This is a genomic window from Kitasatospora sp. NPDC006697 (assembly GCF_042869935.1).
In the GTDB taxonomy this organism is placed as follows: domain Bacteria; phylum Actinomycetota; class Actinomycetes; order Streptomycetales; family Streptomycetaceae; genus Kitasatospora.
The window spans coordinates 270,350-289,014 of the sequence record NZ_JBIAGU010000007.1 but is presented as its reverse complement, the minus strand read 5'-3'; the positions used below and the strand labels follow the sequence as shown (position 1 = coordinate 289,014).

Genomic DNA, 18,665 nt, shown 5'->3' with positions numbered 1-18,665 from the left:
ACCGCGGGTCGGCGGACCGGTGGAGAACCATGGACCGATACCGGAACAGGAGTGAGGATGAGCGGCCGAACTGATGGGCCCGTCGTGGTGGGCATCTCCGCGCACTTCCACGACGCGGCCTGCGCGGTGCTGGTCGGCGGCGAACTGGTCGCCGCCGCGCACGAAGAACGCTTCACCCGGGTCAAACAGGACCCGTCGCTGCCCCGCAACGCGCTCCGCGAGTGCCTGCGCACCGCGGGGCTGACGATCGCGGACGTCGACCGCGTGGCCTACTACGAGGATCCGGTCAAGAAGCTCGACCGGCAGCTCTGGCAGGCCCTCCCGATGCTCCCCGACACCCGCCCGGAGGCGCTGCACGGCCTGGACGCCGACCGGCCACTCCGCGAGATCCGCGAACTGCTGGGCTTCGACGGGCCGGTGGAGATCGTCGACCACCACCTGTCGCACGCCGCCAGCGCCTACTACTACTCCGGGTTCCCGGACTCGGCCGTCCTCACCGTGGACGCGGTGGGGGAGTGGACGACCACGGCCTGGGGCCGGGGCGAGGGCGCCGACCTCGAACTCCTCGCCGACGTCGAGTTCCCGCACTCGCTGGGGCTGCTGTACAGCACCATCACCGGCCACCTCGGCTTCGAGGTCAACGAGGGCGAGTACAAGGTGATGGGACTCGCCCCCTACGGCGAGCCCCGTTACGCCGACCGGGTCCGGCAGTTGATCGAGGTGACCCCCGAGGGCTCGTTCCGGCTCGACCTGCGGTACTTCGACTTCGCCAACTCCCGCACCATGGCGTCCCCGGCACTGACCGAACTGCTCGGCATCGCCCCCCGGGAGCCCGAGTCCCGGCTCGACCAGGTGCACAGCGACCTCGCGCGCAGCCTCCAACTGGTCACCGAGGAGGTGCTGCTGGCGCTGGCTGCCCGAGCCCGCCGGCTGACCGGCAGCGACCGGCTCTGCATGGCGGGCGGGGTGGCGCTCAACGTGGTGGCGGTGCGCCGGATCGTCGAGGAGGGACCGTTCCGCGAGGTCTTCGTGCAGCCGGCCGCCGGCGACGCCGGCGGCAGCCTGGGCGCGGCCGCCGTGGCCCACCGGCGGCTCACCGGCCAGCGGCCCGCCCAGGGCCGGATGCGCAGCGCGCTGCTCGGCCCCGGCCACTCCCCGGACGAGGTCGCCCGCACCCTCGCCGCCGCCGGCGACCGGGGCTTCCACGACTTCCGCGGGCGGGAGGAGGACCTCCTCGCCGCCGTTGCCGACCGGCTGGCGGAGGGCAAGGTGGTCGGCTGGTTCCACGGCCGCACCGAGTTCGGACCGCGGGCCCTGGGCGGCCGGTCGATCCTCGCCGATCCCCGGCGCCCGGACATGCGGGACCGGATCAACGCCTCGGTCAAGATGCGGGAGGCCTTCCGCCCGTTCGCCCCCGCCGTGCTTGCGGAGCAGGCGTCGGAGCACTTCCGCCTCGACCACGAGTCGCCGTTCATGCTGGAGACCTGCGAGGTGGTCTCGGAGCACGACCTGCCGGCCGTCACCCACGTGGACCGGTCGGCCAGGGTCCAGACCGTGACCGAGCAGGCCAACGGCCGGTTCTACCGCCTGGTGAAGGCGTTCGAGGCGCGGACCGGCTGCCCGGTCGTTCTCAACACCTCGTTCAACCTGCGCGGTGAACCCATCGTGCAGACCGCCGAGGACGCCCTGCTCTGCTTCGTCCGGTCGGCCATCGACTGCTTGGTGCTGGAGGACTTCGTGATCGACCGCGCGGACCTGCCCCAGGCGTGGCACTCCTGGTTCGGCGACACCCGCCCCCGGACGAGCAGCACCGTCAGCCACTCCGTCTACTCCTTCCTCTAGGCGGCACGCATGGACTCCAACGACCCGAACCGCTCCTACACCCGCCGGCTCAGCCGGCTGCTGTCCGCACCGGACGGCACGCTCACCCTCTCCCTGCTGCAGCAACTCGCCGCCCGCCAGGGCCGGGAGCCCGCTCCCGCCGGGCCGACCGGAGACGCCGACAGGGACACCGTCGGGATCTGGCGGCGCGCCGCGGACGGCGGGTTCGTCCGCCGTCCCGAGGCGAAGGCGGACTGGTACTTCTGGGCCGACGTGGAGCGGCTGCCGCTCACCGAGGGCCGGCGCCGGGTGCTCCTGCTCGGCGAATCGGCCGCCCGGGGCTACTTCTTCGACCCCGGCACCACCATGGCCGGGCTGATCGGCGACTGCCTGCGCCGCGTCCCCGGGCTCGCCGAACTCGACGTCATCGACCTGGCCCGGACCAATGCCGACGCCGAGGACCTGCGCCGCACCCTGCACCAGGGGATCGGCCTGGGACCGGACGCCGTGGTGGTCTACGCCGGCAACAACTGGAACTACCCCGACCTCGCCGCCGAGCAGCGGCAGCGGATCGCCGACGCGCTGCGCGAAGGGGGCTTCGCCGCGAGCCGGCGGATCTTCCACGCCGCCATGGTGGAGCGGGCCGCGGCCTTCCTCGACGAGCTGGCCGCCACGGCCCTCGCTCACGGAATCGCGGTCACCGTGGTCGTGCCGGAGTTCAATCTGGCGGACTGGCACGAGGAGCCGTACCTCGGCTGCCCGCCGCTGCCAGGCCCGGGCAACCTGGACTGGCAGCGGCTGCTGGACCGGGCTGAACAGGCGCTCGCCGCAGGCGAGTGCGCCGAAGCCGCCAAGTTCGCGGAGGAGATGATCGCGCTCGACGGCGGCGTCACGGTGGCCGCCCACCGGCTGCTCGCCGCCGCCCTGCGCGAGCGGGACCCCGAAGCTGCCGAACGCGCGTTGCTGGCCGCCAAGGACGCGGCGATCGGACGGTTCGCCACCCACTCCCCGCGCTCGCTGTCCGCCGTCCAGGAGCTGACCCGGACCAAGGCCGCCGAGCACGGCTTCGCACTGGTCGACCTGCCGGCGCTGATGCGCGAGGCCGACGATGGCCGGGTCCCCGGCCGCCGGTTCTTCGCCGACTACTGCCACCTCACCCACGAGGGGCTGGTGCTGGCCGCCGCGGAGACCGCGGCCGCCGTCGGCGCCCAGCTCACCGGCGCCACCCCCGACCGCACGGCGCTCCGCGGCGGGCTGCCCGAGCCGGCCCCGGAGGCGCACGCCGCCGCCTACTTCCTGGCGGCGATCCACAACGCCCACATGGGCCAGCCGGCGGAGATCGTCCGGTACCTGCTGGAGCGGGCCCTCACCCTGGACGGCCGGGCCGCCGCCCATTTCGCCGACTACCTCGACCACCAGGCCAGAACCGCCCCCAACTGGATCTGCGCCTCCTTCGAACGGCTCGCCTCGGTGCCCGAACTGGCCCGCTACCTCGAGGTCTCCGATCCCCAGTCGGCCGCCAAGCTCGCGGACCACGAGCTTCGCCGGCTGATGCTCGAGCTGCTCGCCGAGCGCGGGCTCGCCGACCCGGACGCCTACCGCGACCTGCTCGTCGCGGAACACGCCGCGCCCGAGGTCGACCTCCTCACGGACGTCAGCAGGGCGCCGACCTGGCGGGAGCAGCGGGGCGGCCCCGCCCAGGACCACGCCTTCGTCCTCGCCCTGACCCGGCGCACCGACAGTTGGCTGGTGCTGGCCGGCGCGGCGGAGGTCGAACTCGGCCTGACCGCGCGACTGCCCGCGGGCGAGCCCGGTGCGGGCACGGTGCAGGTCCGGGTCAACGGCGAGCAGGCGGGCGAGGTCGACCTCGGTCCGCGGTGGCGGACGGTCCGGCTGGCCCTGCCGGCCCGGTTCTGGCGCGCGGGCCTGAACACCGTCAGCCTGCACTGGCCGTTGCGCGAAGTCGACGGCGACCGGCTGCTGGAGGAGGCCGCCCGCGCGGTGGAGCGGGGCGGGACACCGCGCAGCCACCTCTGCCATGGACAGCTGGCCGCGTTCACGGCGGCCGTGCGCACGCCCTGACGGCACGCGGCGAAGGGCCTCCCGCCCCTCACCGGTCCTCGGGACCGGTGAGGGGCGGGAGGCCCTGGTCGTGGCGTGGCGGCCCGGCGGATCAGGCCGAGCGGTCCGCCCCGGGGGTCAGCTCGTAGAAGCAGGTGCGCGGGCCGGCCACCGCACTCGTGTAGATCCGCCGGCAGACCAGCTCGGTCTTCTCGAAGAGCGCGAGCCACGCCGTGCGGTCCCGCGGGATCCCCTGGGCCGTCAGGATGTGGACGAGGAAGAAGTCCGAGTCGTTCTCGCGGTTGTCGTAGCGCAGTTCCGGCTCGCCGATCAGCAGGGTCTTGCCGTTCGGCACCACCGTCGCGTACCGGTTGAGGATCTCCACGACCGCCTCGTCCCCGTCCCGGAACCGCTCGTGCAGGACGCCGAGACCGCAGATGACGTCGGCCGTCAGGCAGGGGGCGGGCCAGGTGTCCGGCGCGAACGCGTCGGCCACGAAGAACTCCACTCGGTCGGCCACGCCGCGATCGGTCGCCAACTTCCGGGCTGCTTCGATGGCGTCGGGCGCGATGTCGATGCCCACGCCGGTCAGCTCGGGGTGGCGTTCGCACAGCTCCACCAGCAGGGAGCCGCCCCCGCAGCCCACGTCCAGCAGCCGGGTGGCTCCCTTGCCGCGCATCGCGTCCATGATGATCTGGAGGTAGGAGGTGGTGGTCACGGTCCCGGAGTGGCGGCCGAGTTGGCCGTCGGCCCGGACGACGTCGCGCCCGTAGCGCGCGGCACCGGTCAGCAGGTCCGTGGTGCGCTGGGTCACCGGCCCGTAGGCCTCCAGGTAGAAGCCGAGCCGGGCCAGCGCCACGTCCGCGGTCAGCAGCTCGCCGCGGCGGGTGAGTTGGTACTTGTCCTGCCAGTGCGAGAGCACCCCGCTGACCGTCAGGTAGCGCAGGAACTCCCGCCCGTCGCACCCGTCGAGGCCCGCCAGCAGCTCGTCCGCGGCGACCGGTCCCCGGTCGCGGATCCGGTCCAGCAGCCCGGTGTTGGCCAGTGCCAGCAGGGCGTGGCAGAGGTTGAACGAGCTGATCAGCTCCGGCATGCCGGACAGGTGGTAGTCCTGCCAGCTGGTGATGCGCTGTTCGTTCCACAGTTCGATGTGCTCGGGCTGGGCACTGGAGGTGTCATGCACTGAGGCTCCTCGGCTCGGATCGTGCGCTGGTCGACCATGCCGCTCATCCGTGGATGAAACCCTTGCAGGCTACGGACGGTGGATCGGCCGACCCGGCATCTCGGACGGCAGAAGAGCGGCAGCTCACGGCCCGGGTCCGGGCCGGCCGCCGGTGCGGCGGGACTGCCGGTGAGCTGCCCATCGGCCTGCCGATGGCGGCGCGGGCCGTCTTCTAGCTTCGTGACGTGACCGATGGCCATCGGCCCGACGCGGCACCACTGTTGGACGTGACAAGGGGAAGACGACGGATGACGATCCTGCTCACTGCCGATGAGATCCGGCGCGCGACCACCATCGAAGGGGTGGTGCAGGCGCTCGACCAGGCCCACCGGGACGAGTTCCTGGGCACCACCGACATCACGGAGCGGATCAACCTCCGGTTCCCCGGCGGCTGGATGCGGTACATGGCCGCGGCGATGCCCACGCTGGGAGTCATCGGCTACAAGGCGTTCCACTTGGTGGGGAGTGCGCTGCGGATCGAGATCGCCCTGTTCGACATCGAGAGCGGTGCGCCGCTGGTCCGGATGGAGGGCAACCACCTGACCTTCCTGCGCACCGCCTCGACCGCGGCGATGGCCGCGGCGCGGATGGCACCCGAGGCGTCGGTGATCGGGATCATCGGCTCCGGACACGAGGCGCGGATGCAGGCCACCGTGCTGAGCCGGCTCCTCGACGTCCAGCGGATGTTCGTCTTCAGCCCGCGCAAGGAGCGGCGCGAGCTGTTCGCCGCGGAGCTGTCGGCGAAGCTCGGCGTCGAGATCGTGCCCTGCGAGGACGCCCCCCGCGCGACGGCGAACGCCGAGGTGATCGTGGTGGCCACCAACACCGGCGGAGCCGGTCCGGCCTTCCACGCCGACTGGATCCCGCCCACCGCGCACGTCAGCTCGACCGGCTCGACGCTCGCCGAGGAGCGGGAGCTGGACACCGGCGTGTGGCAGTACCCCGAACTGATCGTGGTGGACCGGATGCAGGCCCTCCAGGAGTCCGGCGACGCCATCGCGGCCATCAAGGCGGGCACCCTGGACCCGAGCCAGGTGATCACCCTGGCCGAGCTGTGGGGCAGGCCGGCCGACGCGCCGCGGCCGCGGCGCACCCTCTTCAAGTCCGTGGGCTCGCCGCTGCAGGACGTCGCGGTCGCGGCCTACGCCTACCGGGCCGCCATCGAGCAGGGCCTCGGAACGGAGGTGCCCGACTTCATGACGGTGAAGGAGACGATCCCCACCTGGACCGGGTACGGCGAGGAGCGCGGCCGGTGACGGGCTCCGCCGAGTTCGGGAAGACTGTCGAGATCAGCGAGGGCGTCCACGCCTACATCCAGCCGGACGGCAGCTGGCTGGTCAACAACACGGGCTTCATCGTCGGCCGGCGGGGCACCATCGGCATCGACTCGTGCGCGACCGAGAAGCGGACCCGCGCCTTCGGTGCCGCGATCGCCGCGGTCACCCCCCAGCCGGTCGGCACGCTGGTCAACACCCACCACCACGGCGACCACACCTTCGGGAACTCGCTCTTCCCCGGCGCGACGATCGTGGGCCACGAGGAGTGCCGGGCGCAGGTGATGGCCTTCGGGGCGCCCCGGAACCGCGGGGTCTGGAACGACGTGGACTGGGGAGGCTTCGAGATGGCGCCCCCGTTCCTCACCTACACCACCGGGGTCACCCTCTGGTCGGACGAACTGCGCTGCGACGTCCGACACGTGGGGATGCCCGCGCACACCACCAACGACTCGGTCGTGCACCTGCCGGAGCGCTCGGTGCTGTTCGCCGGCGACCTGCTCTTCAAGGGCGGCATGCCGTTCCTGCTGATGGGGTCGATCAGCGGCGCGATCGAGGTGCTGGAGACGGTCGTGCGGCCGCTCGGCGCGGAGACCATCGTGCCCGGCCACGGCCCGGTCTGCGGACCGGAGGTGATCGAGGAGACCCTTGGCTACCTCCGCTTCGTGGCGGCGACCGCCGCCGCGGGCAGGGCCGCGGGGCTGAGCCCGCTGGCGGCGGCCCGGGAGGCCGACCTCGGCGAGTACGGCGAACTCCTCGACGTCGAACGCATCGTGGGCAACCTGCACCGCGCCTACGCCGAACTGGACGGCGCCGCACCGGGAGCGCCCATCGACACGGCCGCGGCGTACCAGGACATGATCGCCTACAACGGAGGCCGGCCGCTCAGCTGCCATGCCTGACCGGTACCGACCGCCTCGTTGCGGCCGGCCGGACTTCACCACTGCCACTGAACTCACTACTGCCACTGAACCACTGCCACTGAGGAGGCGGCCTGTTGGCGCGACCCTGGCGGATCGCCGTCGTGGGCAGCGGTCCACGCGGGATCATGGTGACCGAGCGGCTGGCGGCCCGACTCGAACAGCAGTCGGCCGGAAGGCCGGTGGAGATCCACCTGATCGACGAGGTGGAGGTCGGTTGCGGTCGGATCTTCCGCACCGACCAGCCGGACTGGTTCCTGATGAACACCACGCCCGGCATCATCTCGCTCTTTTCCGGCACGCCGGATGACGGGCCCGCTCGGGCCGGCGCGGGACCGTCGTTCGCGCAGTGGTGGTCCGCCGAGGACCCCGCGGGTTACCCGGGACCGGACGGCTACGCGCCCAGGGCCCGCTACGGCCGCTACCTGCGGTTCGCGCTGGACGCCGTCGAGTACGGACTGCCCCCGCACGCACGGCTGTTCCGGGTCCGGGCGACGGTCTCGGACCTCGTCCCGGTGGAGCGCGGGTACCGGCTGCGGCTGGGCGGCGGGGAACACCTGGTGGTGGACCGGGTGGTGCTCGCCACCGGCCACGCCAGGCCGCTGCCGGGCGGTGCCCGGCCCGAGCTGGCCGCCTTCGCCGCCCGGCACGCCGGCCTCGGCTACCTCAGCGGCGACTCGCCCGCCGACATGCCGCTCGACACCGTTCCGGCCGGGGCGGTCGTCGGGATCCTCGGGCTCGGGCTGTCGTTCTACGATGTCATGGCCGCGTTCACGCTGGGGCGGGGCGGCCGGTTCGGCGAGGGCGCGGACGGGGAGCTGGTGTACCGGCCCAGCGGCGAGGAGCCGGTGATGGTGGCCGGCTCCCGCAGCGGAATGCCGCTGCTCGCCAAGCCCGTGAACCGCAAGCCGCCCGGAACCGCCCGCAAGCCGGTGGTCTTCACGCCCGACCGGATCCGCCCCCGGACCCCCGGCGCGCCGCTGGACTTCGCGACCGAGGTCGCGCCCTGGCTGATGGCCGAGGTGGAGCTGGTCTACCGTGCGACCGCGCTGCGCCGGTCGCACGGGGACCGGGCGGCCGAGGAGTTCACCGCCGAGGTGGCCCGGTCCCAGGAGTCCGGCCCGCCCGACGTGGTGGCGATCGCCGCCCGGCACGGCGTCGAGGACCTGCCGGCCCTCGACCTGGCGGCGCTGGCCCGGCCGTTCGCGGGGCGCGCCTTCGACCGCGCCGAGGAGTTCGACCGGGCGCTCGCAGAGCTGCTGCGCGAGAGCGTCCGGGAGGCCGAGCGCGGCAACGTGGACTCGCCGCTGATGGCGGCGATGGACGCCGTGCGGGAGGCCCGGGTGGCGGTGCGCAAGGTGGTCGACTTCGGCGGCCTGCACCCGGCCTCGCACCGCGACGACTTCCTCGGCTCGTTCGCCCCGGCCAGCTCCGCGCTGGTGGCCGGACCACCGCCGGTCCGGGTCCGGCAGGCGCTGGCCCTGCTGGCCGCCGGCCTGCTGCGGGTGGTGGGTCCCGACGCGCGGATCGCCGCGGACCCGGGACTCGGCCGGTTCACGATCGACTCGCCCGCCGTGCCCGGGTCACGGACGCCGGTGGAGGTGGTGGTCGACGCCCGGGTCCCGGTGCCCGACCTGCACGGCGATCCGGCCCCGCTGACCAGGAGCCTGCGGGCGCGCGGGCTGTGGACCGAGTTCGTCAACCGCGACGCCCGGCAGTCCTTCCCGACCGGCGGCGTCGCGGTCACCAGGGCCCCGTTCCACCCGGTGGGCCGGGACGGCCGGCCGGACACCGGGCTGTACGTCCTCGGCGTGCCCAGCGAGAACACCCGGTGGTTCACCCAGGTCGGCAGCGGCCGCCCGGGGTCGTGGGGGGACTTCGTCGGGGACGCCGACGCGATCGCGGAGCACGCGCTGGCCGGCGCGCACCCGCACCAGGAGCGGCCGGGAGCTCCGCATTCCCGGTGATCGAACAAGTGACTGAAGGAGCGTCATGCGCACCCAGTTGATCGGCAAGATCGAGCTTGACCAGGAGCGGCTGGCGAAGGACCTGGAGCGCGCTCTCGGCCTGAAGCTGTCGGAGCCGTACGAGGAGTTCGTCTGCGGCGAACCGTGGAAGTGCGCCATGGTGTTCGCGCCCGGCGGCGAGATCCACGACGTCATCGCCGACTACGACCCGGCGACCCCTGCCGCCTTCACCGAGCAGGGCGACGCGCTGCCGTACGTCCAGGAGATCATCCGGAACAACTTCGCCACCGAGAACCTGACCTTCGTCCGGCTCGCGGTCTTCAGCAACAGCGTCCTCGTGCCGCACCGCGACTACGTCGAGATCTCCGACCCGGTCTCCAAGCAGCGGATCGCGCACCGGCTGCACATCGTCCTCGCGACGGGCGAGAACTGCCTGTTCAACGAGACCGACACGGTGTACCGGATGAAGGAGGGCGAGACCTGGTTCATCGACGTCACCCGCTCGCACAGCGCGGGCGTGCTCGACACCACCAAGCGCATCCACCTGATGATCGACTTCGCCGAAGTGTCGGACGTGGACGAGGTGCTCAGGTTCCCGTACTCGCTGGAGAACGGCATCCCCGAGGCCAACCTCTGCGACCGGCCGGCGCTGGCCGATGAAGAGCGGGCCGGGATCCTCGCCCTGGCGTCCGTCATCGACCAGGAGAACATGATGGACGTCCTCGGACTGATCATCAAGAAGCACTACCGCAGGGACGGCGGCCCGAACTTCGTCTGGAGCACGATGCAGGAGATCGCCCGGCTGAGCGAGGACGAGGCGATCATCAAGCAGGTGGCGGACCTTTTCGGCCACACCAACCTGGAGCGGATCGAGTACTCACCGGCAGGTTGATGCGGTGTCCTCGGAGCGACCGGGCCGGCGCCGGTGACCCCCGTAGCAGCGGCGGTCACCGGCGCCGGCCCTGCTTCTTGAAGTCCTGGTCGACCAGGGCCTTGCGAACGCTCAGAGCTGGTGGTCGTACTCCACCGTCACCGGCGCATGGTCGCTCCACCGCTCCCCGTGCGTCGCCGCGCGCTCGACCTTGCTCCACAGCGCCCGATCCGCCAGCCCGGGGGTGGTCATCTGGTAGTCGATCCGCCACCCCGAGTCGTTGTCGAAGGCGCGCCCGCGGTAGGACCACCAGGTGTAGGGGCCGTCCTGGTCGGGGTGGTGGCGGCGGACGACGTCGACGTAGCCGGCCTCGTCGAGGACGCGGGTGAGCCAGGCGCGTTCCTCGGGGAGGAAGCCGGCGGCCTTCTGGTTGGACTTCCAGTTCTTCAGGTCGGCCGGGTGGTGGGCGATGTTCCAGTCGCCGCAGACCACGACCTCGCGGCCGTCGGCGGCGGCGCGGGTCCTGAGGTCGGCGAGGTGGGTGAGGAACTCCGCCATGAAGCGTTCCTTCTCGTCCTGGCGCTCGGTGCCGACCTCGCCGGAGGGGAGGTAGAGGCTGGCGACGGTCAGGCCGGGGAGGTCGATCTCGGCGTAACGGCCGGAGGTGTCGAACTCGGCGGAGCCGAAGCCGATCCGGGTGCGCTGGGGCTCGGTGCGGGAGAGCACGGCGACGCCGGCCCGGCCCTTGGCGGCGGCGGGGGCCCAGACGGCGTGCCAGCCGGCCGCGTCGCGGATCTCGGCGGGGAGTTGGGCGGTCTCGGCGCGGACCTCCTGGAGGCAGACCACGTCGGCCGGGGTGGCGGCCAGCCACTCCACCAGGCCCTTCTTCGCGGCGGCCCGGATCCCGTTCACATTCACAGTCGTCACCACAGTCACCAGCGCAGCCTACCGGTCACCGCCGACACCGCCGGCCGGCCGTGCTCCGGCCGCTCCGTCGCCGAGGAGCCCCCGGCGGCGCAGCAGGTCGACCACGGTCGCGGCGGACTCCTTGACCGTTTGCAGGTGGGAGTCGACGCGCAGGTCGGGGGCGGCCGGCGGCTCGTACGGGGCGTCGACGCCGGTCAGGCCCTTCAGGTGGCCGGCGGCCTGGCGGGCGTACAGGCCCTTCACGTCGCGGGCCGCGCAGACCTCCAGCGGCGCGGCCACGTGCACCTCGAAGAAGCAGGTGTCGAGGTTCGCGTGCCGCTCGGCGACGCCCCGGCGGCCGTCCGCGTAGGGCGCGATCACCGGCACGAGGACGATGATCCCGTTGCTGGCCAGGACTTGGGCGACCCATCCGATGCGGGCCACGTTCGCGTCCCGGTCCTCGCGGGAGAAGCCGAGGCCGGCGGTGAGGAAGCGGCGTACCTCGTCGCCGTCCAGCACTTCGACGCGGCGTCCCGCGGCCCGCAGCCGGGTGGTGGCGGCGCGGGCGATGGTCGTCTTGCCGGAGCTGGGCAGTCCGGTCAGCCAGACGGTGGCGCCGGGTTGTGCGGGACGGGTGCTCCTCTGGTTCAGGTGGGGCACGGTGGTCCTCCTGGAGGTCGTTCCTGGGCCGGTCGGCCGTCGTGCTCGGGAACTGCCGGATCGGACTGCTGCGCGGCAGGGGCGGCGGCCAGGGCCGGTGCGCGCACGTGCCGCAGGGGCGACCGGGCGATCCAGAGGATCGCCGAGGCACCGCCGGCGGCGCTGAGGAGAAGGGTGGTCCGGGTGCCCGCCCACTGGCCGCCGACCCCGCCCACCAGGGCGCCCAGCGAGGCGAGGCTCCACACCAGGGTCCTGATGGTGGCGTTGATGCGGCCGTGCAGGGCGGCGGGTGCGAGCGCGTAGCGGACGGGGACCTGGTGCACGTTGTACGTCTGCTGCCCGAACCAGAGGACGAACTGGGAGGCGAAGACGCCGGCGATCGCCGCCCCGTGGGGGTGCAGCACCGCCGGCGCCACCGCCGCGGCGGCCGCACTGACCGCCAGCGCGGCCATCAGCACCCGTCCCAGGCCGAGGGCCCTGGCGAGGGCGGGGGCGGCCAGCGCCCCGGCGACCCCGCCCAGGGCTCCGATTCCCATGGCGATGCCGATCGTGCCCGCCGAGAGTCCGACCCGCTGCGTCAGATAGACCAGGAGGACCGCGGAGTAGGCGCTGTAGCAGAACATGAAGGTCCCCGTGGCCAGGGTCACCGAGCGCAGGATCCGGTCGGCGGCCAGGGTCCGCACGCCGTCCGCCACCTGCCGGACGACGCCCCTGCCAGGGGCGGGCCCCCGGACGGGTGCGGCCGCGACCAGGGCGAGCACCGCCGCGGCCAGCAGGAACGACCCGGCGTCCGCGGAGACGGCGGTCGGCGCCGAGAACCGGCCGATCAGCCAGCCGGCCAGCGGCGGACCGAGGGCCATCGCCGCCGACTGGCTGAACTCCAGCGCGCTCTGCGCCTTCACCAGCCGGGCGGCGTCCACCACCGTCGGGACGAACGCCAGGTACGCCACGTCCAGGATCACCGTGACGGCCCCCGCCGCCGTGGCCACCGCGTACAGCTGCACCAGGCCGGCCCGCCCGGCCAGGGCGGCCGCGGGCACGGTCATCATGATGGTGCCGAGCAGCAGGTTGCAGGCGACCAGCAGCCGGCGCTTCGGCAGCCGGTCGACCAGCACGCCCGAAGGCAGGCCGAGCACCAGGTAGGGAGCCCGCCCGCAGGCCGTCAGGATGCCGACCTGCAGCGGGTCGGCGTGCAAGGAGGTGAGCGCCATCAGCGGCAGCGCCAGCAGCGTCACCTGGGAGCCCAGCAGGGACACCGTCTGCGCGCCCCAGAGGAGGGGGAAGCCTCGGGACCGGTCCGGGCCCCGGCGCTCGGCGCGCCCGGGGGCCCTGGCCTCCTCGCGCACGGTCACCCGGCCTGCCGCCCACTGAGGGGGTAGCCCAGGCGGGAGAGTTCGGAGCCCGCGATCGCCTCGAACTCCTCGATCTGACCCGGCGTCAGATCCTCCCGGTAGCGCGCGATCCGGTCCTGGCTCAGGGGCTGTCCGGTGGCGTCGGCCGCCGGGTGGCCCCACGGCTTGGCGAACAGGGAGTGCTCGAGTTCGGAGTGGCGCAGCACCGCGTCGTCCCACGGCAGCCCGAGGTGGTCGAGCATGCCCCCGATGGCCGTCCGGGGGGCGCTCACCAGATCCTCGTACCTGACTTCGAGGTAGCGGCCGGGGGGTGCCACCGTGTGCGGGCGGGCCACCACCTCCACCCAGCCCTCGGCAGCCCGTGCCACGGACTTGTAGCCCCAGGCCGGCACGGTCTTGAGGTGGGAGGCGGCCAGGTCCCGGCCGTCGCGGACGATGTGGATGAAGTGGGCGTTCGGCCACACGGCCGCGTAGTCGTCGACCCGCCGGATCTTGCGCTGCAGCTTCAGTCCCCAGCGCGAGACGCCCGCGCGGGACCGCATCAGCTCCCCGATGCGGTCGACGACCAGGCAGCGGTAGCCGAACGAGGAGACGTCCGGGGCCGATTCGGCCATGGCGGCGGTCACCACACCGCGCACGTCGTCCGTGCTGAGTCCGCAGCGCTCGCACTGTTTGACGAAGTGCGCGCCGTCGTACCAGTAGGGATCGGCGGTGTCCGTGCCCGGGCCGAGGACCCGGGGGTCCCCGGCGTCCAGGAGGTCGCAGGCCTGGAGGATGTGCGGGCCGAGGTCGACCGGTTCGACGAAGTCGATCTCGGGTCCGACGACGAGGTCGGGGTGGGAGTCCAGCAGGATGCTCTGCAGGGTGGTTCCGGAGCGGTTCTCCCCGCCCAGCAGGACGGGGGCGGAGGAGAACGGCTGCCTCTTCTTCACGTCACTCATCTCGCTCATCTCGCTCATCTCGCTCATGTCACTCCTGACACCGGTGGCTGATGGTCGGACGGAGCCCGGGCTCAACGACGGGCTCGGCCCGTCCGGTGCGGGCCGGTCTGCGGGACGAACCACTGCCGCACGGAGTGCTCGGTCGCGCCGAAGGCGTCGGCGGCGAAGGTCACGGCCGCGTCCTCCGCAGCGACCGGCGCGCCCGCGGCCGTCCCCGCGCCCCGTTTCTCCTGCGCGGTCGCCAGGGCCTCGGGGGCGGCCGCCAGCGCGGCGCCGATGTCCGCGTTCGAGGTGGCCGAGGAGGGCATGAACCGGCCGCCGTACTGCATCAGGAACCCGCGGTCCCACATCTCCTGGAAGAAGAGGTGGCCCAGCTCCCGGTCACCGAAGAGCACGTCGAACATGGTCGGCCAGGACCGGGCCCAGGCGTCGACGCCGGACCGTTCGAAGACCTCGTTGAGGCCCTCGATGAGCAGGGTGCCCACCCCGCGCATGCGCGCCATGGCCGCGCCGTCCGCGTAGGCGTCCAGGGTCGCGAGGGCCGCCGCGAAGGGCGTCACCTCGCGCTGGTAGGTGTTGCCCAGGTAGGTCAGCTCATCGGCCCGCACCACCGCCGAGCGGCCGGCCACCGCGGACAGCGCCATGCCGTTGGCGAGTCCCTTGCTCAGGGTGATCAGGTCCGGTTCGAGGCCGGCCGCGCAGTGGTAGCCGCGCCAGGCGTAGCGGAAACCGGTCATCACCTCGTCCACGATCACGAGGGCGCCGCGGGAGCGCGCGATGGTCTCCAACTGCCGGATGTACTCCGGCGGGTAGAAGTTCACCTCGGGCGTCACGATCACCGCCGCCACCCGGTCGGCCGCGCGGGCCAGCGAGTCGAGCCGGTCCAGGTCGTAGCCGAAGTCCACGGTGTCGGGGTCGCGGTCGGGCAGCGCCAGTTCCGGGCGGTACTGCAACTGCCAGTCGTGCCAGCCGTGGTAGCCGCTGGTGAGGACGAGGCGAGCGCCCGTGTGCACCCTGGCCAGGCGGACGGCGGCCGTGGTGGCGCAGGAGCCGGTGCGGAAGAAGATCGAGCGCTCGGCGCAGGGGAAGACCTCCGCGAGCCGCTCGGCCACCTCCACCCGCTGGAGGGAGAGCGGCCCGGGGAGGATTCCTCCGGTCCGGGCCAGCTCCGCGGACACGCGCTCGACCACCGGGGCGAAGCCGGCGCCCAGCGGGGCCGCGCCGCTGCACGAGGTGAAGTCCGTGTAGCGGCGGCCGCCGACGTCCCAGACGTGGACGCCGGAGGCGCGCTCCATGACGATGGGAAAGCGGTGGTTGAGATCCCATTTCTCGGACGCCGTCGAATTCCTGGCCCGGGCCAGGGCTGCGGCGTGCGCACCGGCCGCGGGCACGGTTGCGGACAGGGCCTGGTTCGGCATGCGGGTTCCCCTCCGGGTGGCTGAAGATCGGTCAGGCAGGACGTTCCGGTGGATCACGAGGCGGCGCGGTCTCGGGCGGGCGCCGTCGTGGATACCGGGCCGGTGCCGAGGTGCCGCGCGATCCGGCGGGCGATTCTCAGTGCGTTGGCCTGAATGGTCAGCGTCGGATTGACCCCGCCGGCATACGGGAAGAATCCGCCGTCCGCCACGTACACGTTGTCCATGTCGTGGACCCGCCCCCATGGATCGACCACGGACTCGTCGGGATCGGTACCCGCCCGGCAACCCCCGTGGAGGTGCCTGCTGCCCAGTCGGAAGTTCGACTCCTCGTGGACCAGATCCCGGGCACCCGCCTCGTGCAGGACATTCGCGGCCCGGCGCGCCAGGTAGGCGCGACGCATTTCGTCGAGGCGGTGCGTGGTGTATTCCATGACGATCCGCGGAGTTCCGTACGCATCGGTGCGGGGGGACAGGCCCACCACGTTCTCGTACATCGGCTGGTCCGCGCCGAGGAAGTGCAGGCGCAATTCGATCCGGCCGTCCCGCACGCCCCGGACCTCGGGGCTGGCCTCGTAGAGCATTCCGCCGAGCCCGGTCGGCGCCTCCACGTCGAGGTAGTGGTCGGAGAAGGACACCGTGGAGTGGGGACCGGCGGTCACGGGCGGCGGGCCGCCGCCCCGGAACGGGACGGACCCCGACACGTAGCCGCTGAACTTGAACGAGAGCCCGCGCCCCACCATGTCGGAGCCGTTGCCGATGCCGCGAGGGGCCAGCCGCTGCGAGGAGCGCAGCAGCAGCGCCGAGGACTGCACGGCGTTGGCCGCGAGCACGAAGCAGGTCGCCCTGGTCAGCCGCCGCGTCCGGGAGGCGAGGTCCAGCCACTCGACCGAGCCGGCGCGGCTGCCGCTGTCGAGGTGGATCCGGATCGCCCGGCTTCCGGTGGCGACCACGAGGTGGTCGGCCGGGACGTCCGGCCGGTCGCGCAGCAGCGCGCCGGCGTCGGCCCGGGCGCCGGTCGGGCAGACGTGCTCGTTGCACGGGCCGCAGCGATGGCACCCCGGGCGCCCCTGGTACGGAACGGAGTTGACGGCCAACGGGGTGGGGAACGGCCGCATCCCCAGCGCCCGGCCCGCGTCGGCGAGGAGCCGGCCCGGCGTGCTGGGCCGATGGGCCGGCATGGGAGCGGGTCCGCTCTCGGGCTCCATCGGGTCCGCACCCGCACGCCGGGCGACCCCGAAGAGCCGTTCGACCTCGTCGTAGTAGGGGCGCAGGTCCTCGTACCGGATGGGCCAGGCCGGATCCAGCGAATCGGCCGCCACGTGGTTGCGCGGGTCGAAATCCACGGCCCGATAGCGGAACGAGATTCCGGCGTAAATGGACATCCCGCCGCCCAGGGCGCGGGCGCTCCAGGGCCGGCCCTCGGGGACGAGCCGATTGAGCGGTGTCAGGACGAAGGAGTTGCCGGACGTGCGGTCAACGGTTTCCAGGGATTCCCCGGGGGAGAGGCGGTTCCCCTCCTCCAGGACGAGCACCCGCTTTCCGGAGCGGGCCAGCTCATGGGCGGCCACGGCTCCACTGGCACCGCTGCCTATCACGCAGACGTCGACATCATCGATCGGCGATAAGTTCTTCACATTCCCCCCGATTTTCGGTGGCGTGGAAGATCTTTCTTCAAGAACTGGGGCGGGTGACAAGTCCGGTCAACCGCCGAATGAACGACAGGGAAACGAGCGGGCCAATGATCACCGGTGGCCTCGTGGGCGGTCGTGATCCATCGCGCTGAGGGCTCGTCCACTTCTGTCGGGAGCAGAACCAGTCTGCACACAATTCACTGGGCGGGAAAGCGGAGGATATTCGATGCGATAGTGAAGATGGCTGATAACCGACCCTCGTGCCATTCGCGGGGCGCGGGCGGCGGGCCCGGCGGTTCCCCGCCCGTCCGGGGCGCCGGAGTGCGCCGGGCGGTGGTGAGCTGCGAGGCCGCGCGCCCCGGCCGATCCCCCCGCCGCACCGGCGGCGGGGGGATCGGCCGGGGGCGGGCGGGTGCGGGATTTGGCCGGTGTTGGCCTACCGGGGCTGCCGGTGCCGCCGGGCGTCGCCGGGGTCGCCGAGGCTGCCGGTGCCGCCGGGCGTCGCGCGCTCCCTCGCCGACGGGCGGTGGCGGCGGGGCGGCCGCGTCCGGAGCCACCGCGCGCCCCCGGACCCCCGGTTGTGAGGGACGGCTAGGGGTGTGTTAAGGCTCGGTTAATGTCACCCGGCCCCGGTGCGAACGTTGTCATTGGTCTTGACCATCCCGCGACAGAGCACCTACTGTCACTTACTGCAAAGACCTTTAATAAAGAAGGACGGATAAAGCACCGGCCCGCCACCTGGCGGAACAGCCGGAGCGGCAGGTCCTTCAGGATGCCGGGCAGCCCCTCCACAGCGGCGGCGGGCCCGGCCAGGGTGGAGGACACGGTGGGGACAGCTCAGCTCGCGGCGGTACCGGAGCCCAAGTACTGGCAGCTGCGCACCGTGCTGCTGCGCGCGATCGACACCGAGTTCTCCACCGGTCAGGTGATCCCGAACGAGCGTGAGCTGGCCGCCCGCTTCAACGTGGCCCGGGCGACCCTGCGTCAGGCGCTGGACCAGCTGGAGCTGGAGGGCCGGCTGGTCCGCCGCCGCGGCATCGGCACCCTGGTCGCCGCCCCCCGGGTCGGCGTCCCGGTGAGCCGGCGCGAGGAGGGCTGGACCGGCAGCGGCCGCGAGCAGGAGTGGCAGACCGTCGGCTGCGCCATCGTCCCGGCCGGCGAGAAGCTGGCCAAGGCGCTCGGCGTCCCGACCGGCGAGACGGTCTACACCGTGCGCCGGATCCGGGTGGCACAGGGGCAGACGGTGGCCACCGAGGCCCTGCACGTGCCCGACTCGGCGCTGGCCTCGCTGCCCGAGATCCGTCTGTCCGGCGCCGCGGGCAGCGGTGCCGGGCCGGACGAGGAGGGCCGCGCCGTGCTGCGCCGGCTGGAGCGGCTGACCGTGGACGGCGAGTCCCGCTCCGTGGAGCTGGGCGTGGCCGAGGCGGACGAGGCGCTGCTGCTGCAGCGCCCGCCGGGCACGCCGGTGCTGGTGGTCACCACCCAGTACGCGTCGGCCGGGCGGCTGGCCGCGCTGGCGGTCTCCACCTACCGGGCCGACACCTGCCGGCTGACGTTCGGTGAGACCGGTCTGGTCGAGGTCACCCCGGTGCCGGAGATGGCCCGCACGGCCAGCTGAGCA

General features: G+C 72.8%; 14 protein-coding genes. 7 read left to right on the top strand and 7 right to left on the bottom strand.

Annotated features, from left to right (window positions below):
* Window positions 1–57 precede the first annotated feature (57 nt).
* Together ACFYNO_RS12880 and ACFYNO_RS12875 are read left to right on the top strand one after the other, a co-directional pair.
* Window positions 58–1,842, top strand: coding sequence for a carbamoyltransferase (locus ACFYNO_RS12880; protein WP_388009943.1), 1,785 nt, complete (start codon window positions 58–60; stop codon window positions 1,840–1,842).
* A 9-nt stretch (window positions 1,843–1,851) separates the two neighbouring features.
* The gene (locus tag ACFYNO_RS12875) at window positions 1,852–3,903 is read left to right on the top strand and encodes a hypothetical protein (RefSeq protein WP_388009940.1); all 2,052 of its coding nucleotides are present in this window, start codon (window positions 1,852–1,854) and stop codon (window positions 3,901–3,903) included.
* A 91-nt stretch (window positions 3,904–3,994) separates the two neighbouring features.
* Here the strand turns inward: ACFYNO_RS12875 and ACFYNO_RS12870 are convergent, their stop codons facing one another.
* A complete protein-coding gene (locus ACFYNO_RS12870) occupies window positions 3,995–5,065 on the bottom strand; it encodes an SAM-dependent methyltransferase (protein WP_388009937.1) in 1,071 nt (356 codons plus the stop codon).
* A 287-nt stretch (window positions 5,066–5,352) separates the two neighbouring features.
* Between ACFYNO_RS12870 and ACFYNO_RS12865 the strand changes: the two genes are divergently transcribed.
* The 4 genes from ACFYNO_RS12865 to ACFYNO_RS12850 all read left to right on the top strand — a co-directional run bounded on the left by ACFYNO_RS12865 (window position 5,353) and on the right by ACFYNO_RS12850 (window position 10,157).
* Window positions 5,353–6,360 (top strand): hypothetical protein, encoded by a 1,008-nt coding sequence (locus ACFYNO_RS12865; RefSeq protein ID WP_388009934.1) that lies wholly within the window; start codon window positions 5,353–5,355, stop codon window positions 6,358–6,360.
* Window positions 6,357–7,280, top strand: coding sequence for an MBL fold metallo-hydrolase (locus ACFYNO_RS12860; RefSeq protein WP_388009931.1), 924 nt, complete (start codon window positions 6,357–6,359; stop codon window positions 7,278–7,280). Before ACFYNO_RS12865 ends, ACFYNO_RS12860 begins: the two co-directional genes overlap by 4 nt.
* A 95-nt stretch (window positions 7,281–7,375) precedes the next feature.
* Window positions 7,376–9,265: an FAD/NAD(P)-binding protein gene (locus ACFYNO_RS12855; protein WP_388009928.1), complete on the top strand. Its 1,890-nt coding sequence runs from the start codon at window positions 7,376–7,378 to the stop codon at window positions 9,263–9,265.
* Window positions 9,266–9,290: 25 nt separating this feature from the next.
* A complete protein-coding gene (locus ACFYNO_RS12850; RefSeq protein WP_388009925.1) occupies window positions 9,291–10,157 on the top strand; it encodes an aspartyl/asparaginyl beta-hydroxylase domain-containing protein in 867 nt (288 codons plus the stop codon).
* 111 nt (window positions 10,158–10,268) lie between these two features.
* On the opposite strand, the gene ACFYNO_RS12845 is transcribed toward ACFYNO_RS12850, so the two are convergent.
* From ACFYNO_RS12845 to ACFYNO_RS12820, 6 genes are read right to left on the bottom strand one after another with little or no spacing between them, the layout of a single operon-like run.
* Entirely contained in the window at window positions 10,269–11,072 is an 804-nt protein-coding gene (locus tag ACFYNO_RS12845; protein WP_388009922.1) for an exodeoxyribonuclease III, read from the bottom strand.
* Between the two features lie 9 nt (window positions 11,073–11,081).
* Window positions 11,082–11,702 carry an adenylyl-sulfate kinase gene (gene cysC, locus ACFYNO_RS12840; RefSeq protein ID WP_388009919.1) on the bottom strand — a complete coding sequence of 207 codons (621 nt, stop codon included), beginning with the start codon at window positions 11,700–11,702 and terminating at the stop codon, window positions 11,082–11,084.
* Entirely contained in the window at window positions 11,690–13,054 is a 1,365-nt protein-coding gene (locus ACFYNO_RS12835; protein WP_388009916.1) for an MFS transporter, read from the bottom strand. The genes cysC and ACFYNO_RS12835 overlap by 13 nt, the downstream gene beginning before the upstream one ends.
* The gene (locus ACFYNO_RS12830; protein WP_388009913.1) at window positions 13,051–14,022 is read right to left on the bottom strand and encodes a sulfotransferase family protein; all 972 of its coding nucleotides are present in this window, start codon (window positions 14,020–14,022) and stop codon (window positions 13,051–13,053) included. Before ACFYNO_RS12830 ends, ACFYNO_RS12835 begins: the two co-directional genes overlap by 4 nt.
* Window positions 14,023–14,066: 44 nt before the next feature.
* Window positions 14,067–15,413, bottom strand: coding sequence for an aminotransferase class III-fold pyridoxal phosphate-dependent enzyme (locus ACFYNO_RS12825; protein WP_388009910.1), 1,347 nt, complete (start codon window positions 15,411–15,413; stop codon window positions 14,067–14,069).
* Between the two features lie 53 nt (window positions 15,414–15,466).
* On the bottom strand, window positions 15,467–17,107 hold the full coding sequence (locus ACFYNO_RS12820; RefSeq protein ID WP_388009907.1) for an FAD-dependent oxidoreductase: 1,641 nt from the start codon (window positions 17,105–17,107) through the stop codon (window positions 15,467–15,469).
* Between the two features lie 763 nt (window positions 17,108–17,870).
* Between ACFYNO_RS12820 and ACFYNO_RS12815 the strand changes: the two genes are divergently transcribed.
* Complete coding sequence (locus ACFYNO_RS12815; protein ID WP_388009904.1) at window positions 17,871–18,662, top strand: GntR family transcriptional regulator; 792 nt, start codon at window positions 17,871–17,873, stop codon at window positions 18,660–18,662.
* The last annotated feature ends 3 nt before the right edge of the window (window positions 18,663–18,665 follow it).